We start from the raw sequence: 17,748 nt of genomic DNA, 5'->3' as shown, positions 1-17,748 counted from the left end.
CAGGCCGGCCTCGCGGGCCCGCCGGCGGGCGTCGTCAGTACGGGTGAGCACAGAGCTCCTCCGTACCCGGCAGCATTCCTCGAAGGCAGCCACGACCTGCCGAGGATCGACGTTGTGCGTTGTGCGCGTGACGGAGGACGCTGCCGCCATGAGGAGGTTGCTGTTCTCAGTCCGGTGACCGGCGTGCGCCTCCCCGGTCGCGTAGAGGTACCAGCGCATCACCCGGTCCCCGAAGAGACGGCGCCGGCCCGATCCGCTGCCAGGTCACCCGCGAACTGCAGTTCCTCCTCGCGGCCTGGACCGGCGCCTGCCCCATCTGCCACCGCGACATGCCAGAGCCGTATCGACCCGACCAGGTTCTACTGGATCTCTCCGTACTGCCAACCGATCGCGACTGTCAGCCGATCGCAAGGTCGGCCGATGCGTCGATGAGGGCGAGTTGGCCCGGGCTGGCTCTCCGGGTCCGGGCCTCTTCCACGAAACGGCCCAGTTCCGCACGGACGGTGGCCGAGTCGATGCGCTGGATCACGGGCAGCGTGGCCTCGACGATCTGACAGGCGTCGTCGAGGCGGCCGACACCGGCCAGGGCCGTCGCCTGCCGAACCGCGAAGCGCGCCTGGGAGTTGCTGTCTCCCGGGACCGCCGGCGGCCGGCGCCGGCGCTCGGCGGCGAAAAGGTCGGCGGCCAGCTCGAAGCGACGGAGGCTGAGCATGCAGGATGCCTCGATGAGGCGAGGGTTGCCGTTCTCGATGCGCGGCCCCCAGTGAGGGGTCCGGTCGCCGATGACCTCCGCGGCGTGGTTTCTGAACCGCTCGAGTGCCTCTCGGCAGGCCCCCGCATCGCCACGGCGCGCATGCCCCTGAGCCGCGCGTCGCGCGGCGTGCGCGCGGATCACCGGATTGGCCGCCGGGTGCCCGGCCGCCTGGTCGGCGAATTCGATCGCCGCATGGGTGTCACCGCGGTGCTGGGCGATGAACGCCTTGCGGACCAGGGCATACGCGGCCACCGTTTCGTCTCCGCCGTGTGCGCCCCAGCGGACGGCGAGATTCGTCCAGCGCAACGCCTCCGCGGGATTTCCCGCTTCTTGTGCCATCCACCCCGTGTATTCGGCGAACTTCGAGGCCAGCAGCCAGATCTCGGCACGTTGCTCACCAACGGCGTGCGGCCCGGCGTCCGTCAGGATCCGCGTGATCGACTTCATCGAAGCGGTGACGAACCTCGGTCCGGTGGATCTGCCGATGTCCTTCAGCTCCCACAGGACCCGCTCGTATCCGGCGACCACGGGGCCGGCCTCCACGACGCCCTCGGCCCGGGCGCCGCGGCGGCCGGCCCCGGCCAGCTCGACGAGTTCCCCGCCGGTGCCGAAGGCCGCGTCGCATGCCGCCGCGACAGCGGGCGTCGGGTTGCGCAACCCGCTCTCGAGATTGCAGATCTGCCCTTCGGACACATTCGCACGCCGGGCGAACTCGCGCACACTCCACCCCCGACGTGCCCGGAGTGTGGCCAGGACGACGCCGAAGTCGCCCGGCGGCAGACGCGTGCCGGTCGATCTCCCTGCCGCGCTGTCCACCGGGTCCATACCGGCCAGCGTACGGAGCCTCACGGCCGCTATTCAATCCCCGGCGAATAGCCGCCGAGCGAATGCTCCGCCCCTAGAGTGAGCACGAATCCTGACGTCAAGGCTTGCCGGAGAGGGGGCAATTGTGCCGCGCATCTTCCTCAGCTTTCGCAAACCGGACTCCCGGTGGATGCGAGACCGGGTCTACCGGGCGCTGTCCGACCGCTTAGGTGCCAACGAGATCTTCAAGTCGGGCCAGTCGATACCGCCCGGGGCCGATTTCGCCGAGATCCTGCGGCGGCAGGCCGCCGAGTGCGAGCTCATGTGCGTACTGATCGGGCCAGGGTGGCTCGACGCGCGGGGCGAGGACGGTGTGCGGCTTCTGGACCGGGCCCACGACTGGGTCCGCCTGGAGATCGCGACAGCTCTGCGGGCGGGAAACCGCGTCGTGCCGGTCCTTCTGGGAGACACGACGATGCTGCCCGACACCTCGGCGCTGCCTGCCGAGATCGCGGAGCTGGCACGCCTGCAGTTCATTCGCGTTCCGGAGACCCATCTTCCGGACGGGCTGGAGCACTTGAGCGACGCGGTGTCCGCTCTCCTGTCCGATACCGACCCCGCTGTCGAACCCGGGCACGGCACGGCGCCGGCCGCCGCTCCGGAGCCGTCCATGACCATGACGGCCCATGTGTCCGGGGGTGGCAGCGCCTACCAGGCGGCCCGTGATCAGACGATCAGGTTGGCGTGAGGGGCGGACGATGGATCATCCCGGAGCAGACGGTGCCCATCGGGTCGGGCCGTATGCGCTGCTCGCAAGGCAGAGCACGGTCGGCGGGGGCGAAGTCTTCGCGGCCCGCACGGACGAGGGGCTACTCGTCACGGTCACGGTCGTGAGGCCCGAACTCGCCGCGGCCCCGGGGTTCCGGGACCGGTTCCGAGCCGCCGTCGAGGCGGCACGGACGCTGTCCGGTGCCTTCCTCGTACCAGTGGTGGATGCCGACGCCGACGCGCCGGTTCCTTGGCTGGCGACCGAGTTCACCGCCGGACTGCCGCTCCGGCAGGCGGTCGACCGGCACGGCCCGCTGTCCGAACCGGCCCTGCGGGTGCTCGCCGACGGCCTCGCCCGGGCGCTGGCCGCCCTCCACGCGGCCGGGACCGTCCACGGCGAGGTGAGCCCGGACTCGGTGCTGCTGACCATGGACGGGCCCCGCATCACCACCCTCGGGATCACGGGAGCCACCGCCAGTCCGGCACCCTCACCGACAGACGACATGTTCGACCTCGGGTCGACCGTGCTGTTCGCAGCCTCCGGAGGCGAGCCGGACACGGGCGCGCTCCCCGTGTCGCTGCGCGAGGTGATCGGCGGCTGCCTGTACCCCGAACCGTCGGACCGTCCCACCGCGGAGCAACTCGTCGACTACCTGAGGCGTCAGGACCTGCCGGCCCTGGCAGGCAGTTGGCTGCCGCAGGCGGTGACCGCCGACATGGCCGCCGCGACCGCGGCGGTGGGATCGGTGTCCGCCGGCGGCAGCGGCCGGGGCCCGTTCCCTCCGCCGCCGGCGATCGCTGTCGGCACGGGTGTCAGCCGCCGGAAGCTGATCATCGGTCTGGCCGGAGGCGCGGCCGTACTCGGCGGAGCCGCGGCGGCACTCGCCTTCTCCGGCGACTCGCCGCCGGCACCCGACGGCCGGGCCGGCGGGCCCGGGGCCACTGCGCGGCGGGCCTCTCCTTCAGGCGTGCCATCCACGTCGGCCTCCTCCGCGTCGCCGTCCTCGACGGACGGACCGGAATCGGTCGTTCTGGCCGGACCCGCCCCCGTCAAGGCATGGTCAGGCGCGGGAAAGCACGCCCCCACCTGCGTGGAAGCGTCCGACAAGGTGGTCATGGTGGTCACGGACACCGCCACGTCCTTCCTGGACGCCGCGACCGGAAAATCCGTGTTCCCCCAGCTGAACACGACCAACGACTTCGGCACGAGCATGGACAAGTACCCGACGGCGTACGCGGACGGAGTGTTCTACCTGCTCTGCGACACACCGAGCCAGTCAGGCCTGCTGGCGGCATTCGACGCCGCCAGCGGGAAGGTGAAGTGGGCGACCAGGATGGCTGAGGTCGATCCGGGCGGCGGCCCGCATCCGGCGATGTACCTGAGCCACTATGTGGCCGTCGCAGGGAACACGGTGTACGTATGCGGGCAGTTGCTTCAGACGTCCGGGTCGTTCTCGGCCGAGTCACCGAGCACCGGCTACATCCGTGCGTTCAACGCCGCGACCGGCAAGGGACTGTGGCGGGTCAAGGGCACGGACATCAACAACGTGCTCGTGCCACCCTCCGGTTCACACCTGCTGGCCACGTCGGCCGTCCCGGGCAGGAAGCCAGGCCGCGTCCAGATGATCGACGCCGGCAGGAGAGGTGCCCGCGGCTGGAACGTGTCCGTCCCGCACGCCGCGTACTACTTCACCACCGGCTGGCCGCTGACGTGCTACGCCGCCGGCCTGTTCCTGTTCGCCGGCGGCAACGGCGACACACTGTTCGCCGTCGACGCGGCCACGGGCACAGAGAAGTGGCACCAGCGCTTCGATGCGAAGAGCGGGGACCAGGTCCAGATCGGTGCCCCGTTCGCCGCTCTGGACGGCGCGACCGTCTACCTACCGGTCGGCGCCGACCTGGTCGCCCTGGCCTCGGCCGACGGCACTCCCCAGTGGGTCGCGACGCTCGACGGGGCCAACGACATGGGCGGTTCCAACATGTTCAACGCCTCCCTCAGGGTTTCCGGCAAGAGCGCGCAGTGTTCGGCCGACACCGTCTTCGTCACCGACGCTGCCAAGACACTGTGGGCCATCGACGCGGCCACCGGCAGGGCCCGGTGGAGATACAGCGACCCCGGGCAGCCGGACGTGGGGTTCCTGTGGACGGTGGGCGGCGACCACGTGTTCATCGCCTCCCACCTGACAATGACCGCGATCGCGGCCCACGGGGGGTGAGGAGAAGACATGGAGACGAGTGTGGAACTCGCCGGCCTGGCATCGGCGGCCGCGGCGCGCCTGATCGATCTGCTGGCGACGGACGGCTGGGCCGCGGTCAAGTCCTCCGTCCTGTCGCTGTGGCGGTCCGCGCACCCGGAGCGCGTCGAGGAGGAACTCGCCGATGTGCGCGGCGAGTTGCTTCAGGCACAGCAGACGGGCGACGGCCAGGAGCTCCAGGGGCTGCTGGTCGCCGAGTGGCAGGCCCGCATCATCCGGCTGATGGCCACGCGGCCGGGCGCCGTCGACGAGCTGCGCGCGCTGGTCGGCGAGGAACTGCGCGCTGCCGCAACCCCGGAACAGCAGATCTCGGGTTCGATGACGCTGGAGGCACACGTCTCCGGCGGCGACGCGTTTCTGGCCGGCCGGGACATGACCGTGACCAGGGGCGGACAAGCGTGACGGAACGCAGCACCGGTGCCCTGCCCCCCGACGGTCCGCCCCTGTGGCAGCCGAAGCGGCTGGAAGCGAGCGCGACCGGCGGCGGCAGCGTCTTCCAGGCCGGCCGGGACATCCACGTCCGCGTCGGCGACGAGGGGCGCAGAACCGTGCCCGGCCCGGGCGCCGACCAGTTGCTCTGTCCGTACCCGGGCTTGGCGCCCTTCGGCGCGCAGCACAAACAGTGGTTCTACGGCCGTGAGCGGATGGTTCACCTCGTGTGCGAGCGGATGGACGCCCGGATGCGTGAGGGCGGCCCGCTGGTGCTGATCGGCCCGTCGGGGGCCGGGAAGTCGTCCCTGCTCGCGGCCGGGGTACTGCCGGCCCTGGACGACGGACGGCTTCCGGTGGCGGGTTCGAGCACCTGGCCGCGGCTGCTGCTGACCCCGACGGCATCCCCGGCCCTGGCACTGGCGGCCGCCGCCGGGCTCGACGCCGATACCGCCCGGCGTACGGCGCCGGGCTGGCGGGCCGATCCCGCACGGTGCCTCGCCGAGCTGCGTGAGATCACCGGAGCCGGCGATCCGCCGCCCACCGGGGAGTCCTCCTCCGCTGGCCTGGTCGTCGTGGTCGACCAGTTCGAGGAGATCTTCACGGCCTGCGGCGACGAGACCGAACGGCAGTGGTTCATCGACGTGCTCGACCGTCTGGCCCGGTCCACGGGCGGTGCGGTCGTGGTGCTGGGAGTACGCGCGGACTTCTATGCCGCGTGCACGGCCCATCCGCAGCTCCGGGCGGCGCTCCAGGCCGGACCGGTCCTGCTGGAGCCGATGACGGAGGACGAACTCAAGGACGCCATCCGCCGCCCGGCCGGCAACGTGGGCCTCGACGTCGAAGACGGCCTGGTCGAAGTGCTGCTGGCGGACCTGGGCGCGGTCGGGGGGCCGGTCGGCGCGAGCACCACGGGCCGGCTGCCGCTGCTCGCACACGCGCTGCGGGCCACCTGGCAGCAGCGCCACGGCCACACGCTCACCGTGGACGGATACCGCGTGACCGGTGGCATCCAGGGCGCCATCGCCACCACGGCGAACAGGCTCTACGACACCCTGCCGCCGCCGTGTCACGAGGCCGCACGGTGGGTGTTCCTGCGGCTCGTCATCGTGGGACGCGACGCCGACGACAGCCGCCGGCGCGTCCGGTACGACGAGCTGCTGCGTCATGCGCCGGAGCGGGAAGCGGCCGTCAGAGTCCTGGACGACTTCACCCGTGGCCGGCTGCTGACCCGGGACCAGGAGACGGTGGTGATGACACATGAGGTGCTCATCCGCGCCTGGCCCCGGCTGCGGGACTGGATCGAGCACGACCGCAACGGGAACCTCGTACGACAGGATCTGGAAGAGGCGGCCGCGCTCTGGGAACAGGCCGGCCGGGAGGCAGCCGCGCTGTACCGCGGCAACCGCCTGGAGACCGCTCTCGCCTGGGCCGAAACGCACGGGCCGGAACTCAGCGGCGCCGCCAGGGCATTTCTGGCAGCCGCCCGCCACCACCAGCGGCGCGGGCAACGACTCCGGCGCGCTGCGGTCGCCACCATCACCACCCTGGCCGTGGTCGCCTCGCTGGCCGCGGTGTTCGCCTTCCGGCAGGAGTCCGAGGCCCGGACCGCCGCCGCTCAGGCCCTGCGCGCCCGCGACCAGGCCATCAACGCCGCCGTCACCTCCGCGTCCCTGCAACTGGCGCCGACCGATCCCTCGCTGTCCGCTCAACTCGCGCTGACCGCCTACCGCATGGACCCGACCTCGGAGGCGGCGTCCCGGCTCCTCTCGACCGAGAACACGCCGCTGGACACCCGGCTTCCCGGCCCGCGCGGCACGGTGTACACCGTGGCCTACAGCCCCGACGGGCACATGCTGGCGGCGGGGAACGTCTACCAGAACCTGGTCCGGCTGTGGGACGTCTCCGATCCCGGCCGTCCGGTGGCGCTGGGCCGACCCGTGCCCGTGGACCGTTCCGTCAACTCGATCCTGTCGCTCGCGTTCAGCCCGGACGGCCGGGTGCTGGCCGTCGGCGGCCACACCAGCCACAACGGCGACGCCGGTTCCGGCGGATTCGTCGACCTGTGGAGCCTGACCAGCCCCAGCCACCCCGTCCTGCTCGGCCGGCCGAAGAGTCCCGCCATTCAGGGCTGGGACGCCGCGGCCTCCATCGAATCGCTGGCGTTCAGTCCCGACGGCCGTACCCTGGCCGCCGGATGGCACGCCGGACTCGTCAGCGTGTGGAACGTCACCCACCCCGACGACGTCAAGCCCGCGGGAGCGCCCCTGAACCTCGACTGCCCCGACGTCTTCTCCAGTCGCATCGCGTTCAGCCCCACCGGCCACACCCTGGCCGCCGCATGCGATGACGACGCCGGCACCATCAGCCTGTGGAACACCACCGACCCGGCCCACCCCGGCCGCGGCCGTTCCCTGAAAGCCGGGCATCCCGTCATCTCCCTGGCGTTCAGCCCCGACAGCCGTACCCTGGCCGCCGGATCCAAAGACAACACGGTCCACCTGTGGAAGCTCGCGGACCCCGGCCACCCCGCCCCCCTGGGCAAGCCGCTGACGGGTCCCGCCCAGGCCGTCATGTCGGTGACGTTCAGCCCGGACGGTCACACCCTGGCGGCCGGCAGCGCCGACCACACCATCCATCTGTGGAACGTCAGCCGCCCCGCGGTCATCGTCCCTCTGGGCCGGCCGCTGACCGGACCCGGCGACACGGTGACCGACGTGGTGTTCAGCCCGGACAGTCGCACCCTCGCCGCGGGGAACGCCGACGGCAACGTCGATCTGTGGAACCTGCCGCCGACCCGGATCATCGGCGCCGGCGGCAATGTGGCATCCGTGGCGTTCAGCCCCGACGGGCGCACCCTGGCCGCGGGAAACCAGAACAACACCGTCTCGCTGTGGAACACCGCCGATCCCAACCACCCCGCGCCGCGCGGTGACCCGCTCACCGGCCCGAAGAAGCCGGTCGACGCCGTGGCGTTCAGCCAGGACGGGCGCACCCTGGCCGCAGGCGACGGCGGCGGCACCGTCACGTTGTGGAACACCGCCGACCTCAACCATCCCGTTCGCCTTCGTGAGCCCCTCACCGGGGCTGGCGGGACCGTCTTCGCGCTGGCGTTCAGCCCCGACGGCCACACACTGGCCGCGGCCGGCGACGACCCCTCGCGTGGCACCATCGCCCTGTGGGACGTCAGCGACCCCGTACACCCTGTCGCCAAGCCCGGCATCTCCAATGACCGCACGAAGTCCGTCCTGTCCCTGGCGTTCAGCCGCGACGGCACGACGCTGGCGGCCGGCGGCGACGGCAGCAACCGCGAGGTCGGACTGTGGAGTACGACGGACCCCGGGGTCCGCATCGGGGCGCCGATCGAGCAGCCGACCGGCACCAGCACCTGGGTGGCGTTCAGCCCGGACGGCCGCACGCTCGCCACCGGCAACAGCCGCGGCACCGTCACCCTGTGGAATGCCACCGACCCCAACCACCTCACGCGCAGAGGCAGTCCCCTGACCGTACCCGGCGGCAGCCTGTGGTCCGTGGCGTTCAGCCCGGACGGCCACACCCTCGCAGCGGCCGGCCACACCAGCAACGGCACCATCAACCTGTGGAACGTCACCGATCCCGACCACCCCACCCTCATCGGCCGGCCGCTGACCGTGGAGACCGGAGCCGTCGCCGTGCTGGCGTTCAGCCCCGACGGGCACACACTGGCCGCCACCACCGACGACGGCGTGGCCACGCTCTGGGACCTGAACATCGAGTCCGCCATCAGCCGTATCTGCGCCGGGAGCTCCGGCGCCCTGAACCGCCTGCAATGGAGCCGATACCTTCTCCAGCTGCCCTACGAGCCGCCCTGTGGGACCACCTAGTAGGGGCTGGCCAGGCGGATATCGGCTCTGGCATGTTGCGGTGGCAGGGGCATGGGGGGGCCGGCTGGAACGGTCGTGCAGGCCGGCTTCTCCCTCCTGCCTCCAGCGGCGCAGCCACTTGTGGGCGGTGGGCCGCGAGATGCCCATCTCGGCTGCGACGTGTGCGACGGGCCGGCCCGAGCAGACGCGCTCGATCAACAACCGCCTGCCGTGAACGGTCAGCCGGGCATTACGGTGGGTCACGAAGACCTCCGTGCGGTGCAGTCCTGGACAGCTCCACCACACCGGAGGTCTTCGCGCCATGATCAGGCCCCGGAGCTGTCAACAACGCTCGTGATCAATACACCTAGTTCCCGGACGGCGCCGTCGACTCCTTCAGGGGCACGTGCCAGACCAGCCTGGCTCCCCCGCCTTCCGGGCTGCTGATCTCCATGTCGCCGCCCAGATTCCGCGCCCGTTCCGCCATATTGCCCAGACCGCTGCGGCGGCCTTCGGGCGGAATACCGACGCCGTTGTCGGTGACCGTCAGCCGTACCTCGTCGCCGTCGGTCTCCAGCACCACTTCGGCGCGGTCGGCGGCAGCGTGCCGCGCGATGTTGGTCAGGGACTCGGAGAGGACGGCCACGACCTGATCGGCGGTCTCCGGCGGCACGTGGGTGTCGAGCAGGCCCTCCATCCGGACGCTGGGCGCGAAGCCCAGCACCGGTGTCGCCTCGCCGGCCACCCGGACCGCACGGGCCCGCAGCCCGGGTGCCGATTCGTCGTCGTGGGTCCGCAGGCCGAAGATGGTGGAGCGGATGATCTTGATGGTCTGGTCGAGGTCGTCGACGGCCCGCCGCACCCGCTCCGAGGCCTCCGCGTGCTGGATGAAGCGGCCGGTGCTCTGCAACGTCATGCCCGTCGCGAAGAGCCGCTGGATGGCCAGGTCGTGCAGGTCCCGGGCGATCCGGTCCCGGTCTTCCAGCAGGGTGATCTGCTCGGCGTCCCGGCGGCGCTCCGCGAGCTCCATCGCGACGGCGGCCTGCGCGGCGAAACCCTTCAGCAGCTCCGTCTCCCTGTCGGAGAAGTCACTCGCTCCCGTCTCCCGGGCGAGCAGGACCACACCGCGGACGCGGTCTTGCCGGCCGATCGGCACGGCGATGGCCGGGCCCAGGCCGGCGAAGCGCGGCGGACCCGTCGTGACCCGGTCGTCCCGCGAGACGTCCGGGCTGCTCACGGGTGCACCGAGGACGAAAGCCTGTCCGGTGAGGCTTCCCTCGACCGGCAGCACGAGCCCACGGTGTGCGTCGGCCTCCTGGCCGATGGCCAGCTCGACAGCGAGGGTGCCGGTGTCCTTCACAGGGGTCGCCATGGCGGCGAGCGCCGCGCCGGTGATCTCCCGCGCCCGCTCCGCGATCAGCCCGAGCACCTCGTGCTGGCCCGCCCCGGACATCAGGCCGGCACTGATCTCAGCGCTCGCCACCAGCCAGCGCTCGCGCAGCTTCGACTCCTCATACAGACGGGCGTTGTCGATCGCCACGCCCGCTGCCACGGCCAGCGTCGACAGCACCGACTCGTCGTCCTCGTCGAACTGCAGCCCGCCCCGCTTCTCGGTCAGGTACAGGTTGCCGAACACCTGGTCACGCACGCGGATGGGCACGCCCAGGAAACTGTTCATCGGCGGGTGGTTCGGCGGGAAGCCGTACGACGCCGCATGCTCGGAGAGCTTTCCCAGCCGCAGGGGCTCGGGATGGCGGATCAGTTCCCCGAGAATGCCGTGGCCCTCGGGAAAGGGGCCGATGCGGGCGATCTCCTCGTCACTGACCCCGTGGGTGATGAACGCCGAGAGCCGCTCGCCGCCCGAACCGATCACGCCCAGCGCCGCGTACTCGGCGTCGACCAGAACGGCCGCGGCCTCCACGATGCTGCGCAGCGCCTGTTCCAGCTCCAGTTCACGGCCGACCGAGAGCACCGCCTCCAGCAGGCTGTGCACCTTGTCCTGGGTGTCGCGGGCCGCCTCGAGGCGGGCCTGCAGTTCCTCCAGCAGCTCGTCCAGCCGCAACTGCGGCAGCCGCACGACTCGTCCCTCGCCGACACCCTCGGAGCTTCCCACCTGTGCCTCCCGCCCCCTTGCCCTGCGCAAAAGGCCCCGCCCAGCTTTCACGGTAACGGCCCCGACAAAGGGACGATACGGGATGGCGGCGAGCAACGCCTTGTGCCGACGCAGAGGACGGCCGACTCGACTCACGAGGCCGGCCCGGCCGGTCACGACGACACTCCAGCCGGAGCGGGCGACCGCGTCGAACTCGCGGAATGTTCGTACGGATCGAGTCGGACATGGTCACCGGGCACCTCCTGGCAGGGGCATGACGGACCTGCCTCCTGCCCCTCGGCGGCCGGTGGTGCGTTCAGCGCCCGTCGGCGCGCAGGCGGTCCTGGGCCTGGGTGGCGATCACGGCTGCCTGGATCCGGCGTTCGACACCGAGCTTGGCGAGCAGACGGGAGATGTGGTTCTTCACCGTCTTTTCCGCCAGGTACAGCCGCTGGCCGATCTGCCGGTTGGTGAGCCCCTCGCCGATGAGGGCCAGGATCTCCCGCTCTCGCTCGGTCAGTCCGGGCAGGGCATCCGGCTCGGCCTGCTGTTGCTGCCCGCCCCGCAATCTGGCCATGAGCTTGGTGGTCGCGCTCGGATCCAGCAGTGACTGGCCACGGGCGACCGTCCGCACGGCCGAGACCAGGTCCGACCCCTGGATCTGTTTGAGGACGTACCCGGACGCGCCGGCCATGATCGAGTCGAGCAGGGCCTCCTCGTCGTCGAACGACGTCAGCATCAGGCAGGCCAGGTCCGGCATGTTCGACCGCAGCTCCCGGCACACGGTCACGCCGTCGCCGTCCGGCAGCCGGACGTCGAGGACCGCGACGTCGGGGCGCAGGGCGGGGACGCGCACCAGGGCCTGCTCGGCGGTGGCCGCCTCGCCGACCACCGTGATGTCCGGCTCGTCGTTCAGCAGGTCGTGCACTCCCCGGCGTACGACCTCATGATCGTCGAGGAGGAAGACCCGGATCGGGTTGTCGGGGCCCGCCTGCTCTCGCTCCGCCATCGGTTGCTCCTTGTCACGTAGCCGGACCTCCTTGACGATCCTTACCCTCCCGGGGGCCGAAGACCAGGGCCGATCGGCCCTGCTTTCTCACGGCGCAAGGTCCACTCCGCAGAGGGTCCGCCCTCCCACCACCTCACGTCCGGTGACCAACTCGGTATCGATCCGGATAAACGCCCCGTCGGCCGACGGGGCCCGGGGCTGCGGACCGGTCCGGACCCGACGATCCCGCGCGGCGGGATCGTCGATGACGGTCGCCCGTCCGGTGACGACGACGCTCCACCCGGGCGTCACACGTGCCTGGCGACGCCCTCGGCCAACGCGTCCGCATCCGGTTCCTAAGCGTCCACCCGGTCCGCTTGGGCCTGCCACAGGTCCGGGCCGAAGGTCTCGTAGCGGATACGACGGGCGGGGACACCCATCCGGAGTAGCTGGCTGCGGACGGCCTGCATGAACGGCAGCGGGCCGCACAGGTAGACGTCGGCGTCGACGGGCAGACTCAGGCCGTCGAGGTTCATCAGGCCCTGACGCGAGCCGGGTTCTTGCGTTGCGTCCTGCTCGTACCAGAACACCGTGTGTGCCTGGGGCAGCTGTGCCACCAGGCGGCGGGTGTCGGCACGCAGGGCGTGATCGGCCGGAGTGCGGTCGGCGTGCAGGACCCACACCGGCCTGGTCGGGGCCGTGGCGGCGAGATGACCGAGCATGCCGACCATCGGGGTGCAGCCGATGCCGGCGGAGACCAGCACCAACGGGGTGTCCGCGGCATCCAGCACCACGTCTCCGAACGGGGCGGACAGGGTGAGTTCGTCACCCGCTCGTACCGTGCGGTAGAGCTGGTTGGACACCTCGCCCTCGGGAGCGCCGGCGAGGCTCGCCAGCCGCTTCACGGTGATACGCCGAACGTCTTCGCCGGGAGCGTTGGACAGGCTGTACTGACGGGTCTGGTGCGTCCCGTCGGGCATGACCACGCGGACGCTCACGTACTGGCCGGCTCCGGCTTCGGGCAGCGGGCCTGCGTCGGCTGGGCGCAGCAGGAAGGACGCCGCGTCCGGGGTTTCCTCCCGTCGCTCCACGACGGTCCACTGGCGCCAGGGCTTGCGCGGGTCGACCTGCGCCTGCTGGTACAGGCGGGCCTCTTGGGCTATGAGGGCGCCGGCCATCAGCCAGTACACCTCGTCCCAGGCGGCGGCCACCTCCGGCGTGACCGCATCGCCCAGGACGTCGCCGATGGCCCGGAAAAGGTATTTGTGCACGATGGTGTACTGGTCCTCGGTGACGCCCAGCGCGGCATGCTTGTGAGCGATGCGTGCGAGCAGCGCGTCCGGGCGGGCGTCGGGGTCGGCCAGCAGCGCCTGGGCGAAGCCGGCGATGGATCCGGCCAGCGCGCGGCGTTGTTCGCCGCTGGCCTGGTTGCCGCGGTTGAACAGCCCGTCCAGCAGCTCGGGCTGCTCGGCGAACATGGCGCCGTAGAAGCGCCGGGTGATCTCGTCCAGAGCTCCGCCGACGGCGGGCAGGGTGGCGCGGACGACAGCGGCCGACTCGGGCGTAAGCATGGGACTCCTCCGGGTGCGTGTACGTCAGGGGACGGCTCTCACCGTCGCGACGCGACCGCCGGACGGATCCGGCGGTCGCGTCGATCATTCCGGCGGGCTGTCGTGCGGAAGTAGGGCCGAACTACCCGGATCCCCGGGACCATCGGCCCGGCTGCGCGGGGCCGGTCTGTCACCCGGCAACGAGAAGAACGGTCCGGCACCTGCCGGCTTCTGGCACGCAGTTAACGTTCCGAGGGCGTCGTGGAGCTGCTGCACGACTGTGTCTCGCCGACGACCACGGCCGACAGTCCCCGCGGACAGGATCCGGACGGCCCGTGCGACATGGGCGCAAGAGAACGGAGCGGGCTCCCGGAGATCGTCATAGTCGTGTCCCGTGGCGCCGTGAAGTCTGCCCGGTCGTCCCTGAGTGGCTCCACCATCGATCCTTCTCGGTACCTGTGCGGCGGGGCAGTGCCGGCCCGAGAAGGGGGCCCGGCAGCCGCTCTACCGCTGCCGGAACCCCCTTGTGCGCGCCGCGGCGTCAGCCGACACGGACCCCTCTCATCTCCGCGGCGACCCGGGCCGCCCACTCCTCGATGCGGGCGAAGTCGCGGAAGTCACCGCCCTTTCCGCCGCGCAGGATCATCCCGGCGACGCGTCCTTTGGCACCCTCCTCCAGGCAGCCGCCGAAGGTGACGTGTTCCCGTGCGTCGAGCCGGTCCATGATCCGCCGTACGCCGGGCACGGGCGGAATGTCCCGCTCGGACGCGGACGGGTCCAGCGGGCCGCTGCTGAACAGCCACACGGGGCGTTCGGACAGGGCGCGCCGGTTTCGGCGCACGAACCGGCGGGCGTCCTTGTGCCAGCGTCCGGCGTACAGGGCACCGCCTGCGACCACGGCGTCATACGGTGTCACGTCCCGGACCGTCCCCGCCGGAGCGGTCTCGACCGTGAGTCCTTCCTTGCGCAGAACGTCGGCGACCGTATCGGCGATCCGTGCGGTGGATCCGTTCGTCGTCCCATAGGTGACGAGCACATTCGCGGCCATGGCGATCCGCCTCCTTTCCTGGTCCGGATTCCTGCACTTCGAGCGTCCGGCATGCCGGGACGCGGGCCCATGGGCTGTACGGCGGTGGCAGGGGGCCGGTCGGCCCTGCATGGGATGGTGGCCAGGCCCGGGAAGGCGGACGGGCATGGCCAACCGGACCCACAAGTACTTCGCCGGGAGCGACGACGATCGGCGGGCCCTGCGGAACATGATCGACACCTGCTCGACTCGGTGCCCGGCCCCCAACCACCGGATACGAGCCGCCGCCGCCCGCGTCACGAACGTACGTCGCCGAGCACGCGGCGCGCCTGCGAACCGTCTCAGGCGTGCCGGACGACGGCCACGGCGCAGGCGGATTGGTGCAGCACGGCGTGCGCGACCCGGCCCAGCTGCAGCCCGCCCTCGCCATGGCGGCGCCGGGAGCCGACCACGAGCAGGTCGGCGTTCCCGGACGCGGCCTCCAGGACACGCCGGGCATGGCCCTCGGCCGTGCGGCAGTGCACTCGGACCTCCGGCGGGACAGCGGCCAGCGCCGCCTCCACTACGTCCGCGGCACGTTGTTCGTGCACCCTGGCGGGCTCACCGGCAGGCAAGGGGAGATCGGTGGTCTCGTGGGCAGGGCACCGCCAGGCCCGCACGGCCTCGAGCGGCACTCCCCTCAGCCGGGCTTCCTCAGCGGCGAACCTGACCACGGCCGCCGCCTCGTGGCCCTCCCCCACGCCCACCACGACCCGCCCGCGGACCGCCGTACGGGCCTGGTTGTCATGGCTGCCGCGCAGCACCACCACCGGGCAGTCGGCGTGACCGGCGACGCTCAGGCTGACCGACCCGAGCAGGAACGTGGTCAAGCCGCCCCGGCCGCGTGCGCCGACGACAACCAGCGCCGCGTTGCGGCCCTCGCGCACGAGGGCGTACTCCGCCTCCTCCGGCAACACGTCAGTGGTCACCTTCAGGTCGGGCTGCCGCTGCCGGGCGCGCCGTGCGGCCGCGTCCACGACATCCTCGGCCAGTGCCTCCTCCGGGGGCTTGCCGACATCATCGGCGATGCCCGCTCCCTCGTAGCGCTCCCACAGAGAGGCGTACACCACCCGCAGCGGCAAGGCGTGCAGCACGGCCTCGTCCGCCGCCCACTCGGCGGCGCGCAGACTCGCCTCTGACCCGTCCACTCCGACGACGACAGGAAGTTCCACGACCCTCACCCTCCGGCACCCGGATCGAAGACGATCCGGGCCTTGACCTGGCCCCGCAGCACCTCGTCGATGCAGTCATCGACGGCGGTCAGCGGGCGGGTCTCGTAGATGACATCGGTGCGGCCCGCGGCGTGCAGCCGGAACACCTCCGCGAGGTCCTGACGTGTGCCGACGATCGAGCCGATCACCGACGTGCCGTTCAGGACGTGTCGAAGATCGGGACCGGAACGGTGCCATGTGCGGGCAGCGCCACCATCACCAGTTTGCCACCGCGCCGCAGGCCGGCGTCGGCGGCGGCGACCGTGGCGCCGGCGATCTTCGCGTACTGCACGGCGAGGTGGCCGAACCCGCCGACGCCGGAAATCGCCACCAGCTGCGCGGGGCGACGCCGGCGACTTTCAGGGCCTTGTAGGTGGTGACGCCGGCGCACGTCAACGGAGCGGCGTCGAAGGCGCTGACTCCGTCAGGCACCGGTTGCGCGAAGTCCGCCCATGCCGGCATCGTCTCGGCATACCCGCCGTCGCAGCCGTATCCCGTGTTGATCTGCTGCTCACGCAGCGTCTCCCAGCCGGACAGGCAGTGCTCGCAGCGCCCGCAGGCCCAGCCGAGCCGCGGGACGGCGACCCGTTGCCCGATCGTGAGGTGCGTGACACCGTCGCCCAGCTTCTCGACCAGGCCGACGCCCTCGTGGCCGGGAACGAACGGCGGGTTCGGCTTGACGGGCCAGTCACCATGGGCGGCGTGGATGTCGGTGTGGCACAGCCCCGATGCCTCCAGACGTACCCGGACCTGGCCGGGACCGGGCTCTGGGTCGGGGCGCTCCTCGATGACCAGGGGCCGGCCAAGCGTTCGGACGACTGCCGCCTTCACGGTGTGTTTCCTCGGAGGTGGTGGCTCAGTCGTGCGCGACGACGGCGACGGGGGCGGTGGCGTGGTGCAGGACGGCGTGCGTGACCGGGCCGATGTGGGCGCCGAAGGGCCGCCGCCGGACGTGGCGGCCCACGACGACGAGAGAGGCCCCACGGGCGGCGTCGACCAGGTGGTCCGCTGCACTGCCCAGGCGTGACTGTGCGACCACGTCCACGGAGGGATACTTGCGGCGCCACACGCTCAGCGCCTCCGTGAGCCGCGCGGCCTCCTGGCGCGAGATCTCGTCGTGCCACTCCGGGTCGGCGGCGAGGCCGTACACGTAGTACGGCGGGATGCTCCAGCCGTGGACGACCTCGAGGCCCGCGCCCCGGCGGTCGGCCTCCTCGAAAGCGAAGGCGAGCACGGCGTCCGCCGAGCCGCTGATGTCGATGCCGACGACGACCGGCTGGAAGCGGGTGGCGGCGGACGGGATCCCGGCCGGGTCCGGCTCGTGCTCGTCGGCGGCCTGTTCACCGGCCCGCACGAGGACGACGGGCGTCTCGGTGTGCGTGATCACCGCATGGCCGACCGATCCGACGAGGAAGCCGCCGGCGCCGCTCATGCCGCGCGAGCCGAGCACCAGCAGTTCGGCGTCCTCGGCCACCTCGGGCAGTACCTCGCCGGCCCGGCCGGAGATCTGCTGCATGGTGATCTCGACGCCGGGATGGCGCAGCTTGATGCCGTCGGCCGCCTCCCGGGGAACACGCTCCCGCCAGTGGGCCTCCGTCTCCTTGCCCAGCAGGTGTGCCTGCGCCAGGGGCTCGGGCATCGGCTCCCAGACGTGCACGATCTTCAGCGGCAGACCGCGCAGCTTCGCCTCACGCGCCGCCCATTCGGCCGCGGCGCGGCTCTCGTGCGAGCCGTCGAGTCCTGCGACAACACTGGGGACCATGATGGGTGCCTCCTGATCGGGGGTTGTGTTTCCAGGCTCCTCGCCCCTCCCCGGCTTCCGCAGGGGCCGCAGGTCCCCCGTGTGGGCCGACCGGCCCTACCGTCACGGCCCCTGGGGACCGGGAGCCGACGGATCGGTGGCGTCCCGCCGCCCCTGACGCGGTCGCGACCTGGGCAGGGGCAGGCCCAGGTCGGTGGGCGAGGCAGGGGTCTTGAGGCGAGAGAGCC

At 71.6% G+C, this 17,748-nt stretch carries 11 protein-coding genes and 2 pseudogenes; 4 read left to right on the top strand and 9 right to left on the bottom strand.

Annotated elements, in window-relative coordinates; all coding sequences use genetic code 11:
• Positions 1-397: 397 nt before the first annotated feature.
• Entirely contained in the window at positions 398-1,579 is a 1,182-nt protein-coding gene (locus tag ACF1GV_RS31060; protein WP_391687137.1) for a helix-turn-helix domain-containing protein, read from the bottom strand.
• Between the two features lie 124 nt (positions 1,580-1,703).
• On the opposite strand from ACF1GV_RS31060, the gene ACF1GV_RS31055 reads away from it, so the two are divergent.
• The 4 genes from ACF1GV_RS31055 to ACF1GV_RS31040 all read left to right on the top strand — a co-directional run bounded on the left by ACF1GV_RS31055 (position 1,704) and on the right by ACF1GV_RS31040 (position 8,873).
• Positions 1,704-2,306 carry a toll/interleukin-1 receptor domain-containing protein gene (locus ACF1GV_RS31055; RefSeq protein WP_391687134.1) on the top strand — a complete coding sequence of 201 codons (603 nt, stop codon included), beginning with the start codon at positions 1,704-1,706 and terminating at the stop codon, positions 2,304-2,306.
• Between the two features lie 142 nt (positions 2,307-2,448).
• Positions 2,449-4,542, top strand: a complete 2,094-nt coding sequence (locus ACF1GV_RS31050) for a PQQ-binding-like beta-propeller repeat protein (protein WP_391687131.1) — start codon at positions 2,449-2,451, stop codon at positions 4,540-4,542.
• Positions 4,543-4,551: 9 nt separating this feature from the next.
• On the top strand, positions 4,552-4,983 hold the full coding sequence (locus ACF1GV_RS31045) for a hypothetical protein (RefSeq protein ID WP_391687128.1): 432 nt from the start codon (positions 4,552-4,554) through the stop codon (positions 4,981-4,983).
• Positions 4,980-8,873: a hypothetical protein gene (locus ACF1GV_RS31040; protein WP_391687125.1), complete on the top strand. Its 3,894-nt coding sequence runs from the start codon at positions 4,980-4,982 to the stop codon at positions 8,871-8,873. Before ACF1GV_RS31045 ends, ACF1GV_RS31040 begins: the two co-directional genes overlap by 4 nt.
• A gap of 45 nt (positions 8,874-8,918) precedes the next feature.
• Here the strand turns inward: ACF1GV_RS31040 and ACF1GV_RS31035 are convergent.
• The 8 genes and pseudogenes from ACF1GV_RS31035 to ACF1GV_RS31000 form a co-directional block, all read right to left on the bottom strand.
• Positions 8,919-9,116 (bottom strand): annotated as a pseudogene (locus ACF1GV_RS31035) (helix-turn-helix domain-containing protein); the annotation flags it as partial.
• A gap of 103 nt (positions 9,117-9,219) precedes the next feature.
• Positions 9,220-10,965 carry a GAF domain-containing protein gene (locus tag ACF1GV_RS31030; protein WP_391687122.1) on the bottom strand — a complete coding sequence of 582 codons (1,746 nt, stop codon included), beginning with the start codon at positions 10,963-10,965 and terminating at the stop codon, positions 9,220-9,222.
• A gap of 295 nt (positions 10,966-11,260) precedes the next feature.
• Positions 11,261-11,953, bottom strand: a complete 693-nt coding sequence (locus ACF1GV_RS31025; protein WP_391687119.1) for a response regulator — start codon at positions 11,951-11,953, stop codon at positions 11,261-11,263.
• A gap of 335 nt (positions 11,954-12,288) precedes the next feature.
• Positions 12,289-13,503 carry a globin domain-containing protein gene (locus ACF1GV_RS31020; RefSeq protein WP_391687116.1) on the bottom strand — a complete coding sequence of 405 codons (1,215 nt, stop codon included), beginning with the start codon at positions 13,501-13,503 and terminating at the stop codon, positions 12,289-12,291.
• A 520-nt stretch (positions 13,504-14,023) separates the two neighbouring features.
• The gene (locus tag ACF1GV_RS31015; protein ID WP_391687113.1) at positions 14,024-14,530 is read right to left on the bottom strand and encodes a flavodoxin domain-containing protein; all 507 of its coding nucleotides are present in this window, start codon (positions 14,528-14,530) and stop codon (positions 14,024-14,026) included.
• 320 nt (positions 14,531-14,850) lie between these two features.
• Complete coding sequence (locus ACF1GV_RS31010; RefSeq protein ID WP_391687111.1) at positions 14,851-15,720, bottom strand: universal stress protein; 870 nt, start codon at positions 15,718-15,720, stop codon at positions 14,851-14,853.
• Between the two features lie 5 nt (positions 15,721-15,725).
• Positions 15,726-16,590 (bottom strand): annotated as a pseudogene (locus ACF1GV_RS31005) (alcohol dehydrogenase catalytic domain-containing protein).
• Positions 16,591-16,615: 25 nt separating this feature from the next.
• Positions 16,616-17,521 carry a universal stress protein gene (locus ACF1GV_RS31000; RefSeq protein WP_391687108.1) on the bottom strand — a complete coding sequence of 302 codons (906 nt, stop codon included), beginning with the start codon at positions 17,519-17,521 and terminating at the stop codon, positions 16,616-16,618.
• Positions 17,522-17,748: the final 227 nt, after the last annotated feature.

The sequence above is a fragment of the Streptomyces sp. NPDC014006 genome (assembly GCF_043088925.1).
GTDB lineage: Bacteria > Actinomycetota > Actinomycetes > Streptomycetales > Streptomycetaceae > Streptomyces.
The sequence above is the reverse complement of the archived record's forward strand: the minus strand, read 5'-3'. Positions and strand labels throughout refer to the sequence as shown.

Bases quoted from the DNA above. Each gene is read 5' to 3' on its own strand.
- ACF1GV_RS31060 (WP_391687137.1), bottom strand. From the start codon at position 1,579: ATGGACCCGGTGGACAGCGCGGCAGGGAGATCGACCGGCACGCGTCTG.
- ACF1GV_RS31045 (WP_391687128.1), top strand. From the start codon at position 4,552: ATGGAGACGAGTGTGGAACTCGCCGGCCTGGCATCGGCGGCCGCGGCG.
- ACF1GV_RS31025 (WP_391687119.1), bottom strand. From the start codon at position 11,953: ATGGCGGAGCGAGAGCAGGCGGGCCCCGACAACCCGATCCGGGTCTTC.
- ACF1GV_RS31020 (WP_391687116.1), bottom strand. From the start codon at position 13,503: ATGCTTACGCCCGAGTCGGCCGCTGTCGTCCGCGCCACCCTGCCCGCC.
- ACF1GV_RS31015 (WP_391687113.1), bottom strand. From the start codon at position 14,530: ATGGCCGCGAATGTGCTCGTCACCTATGGGACGACGAACGGATCCACC.
- ACF1GV_RS31000 (WP_391687108.1), bottom strand. From the start codon at position 17,521: ATGGTCCCCAGTGTTGTCGCAGGACTCGACGGCTCGCACGAGAGCCGC.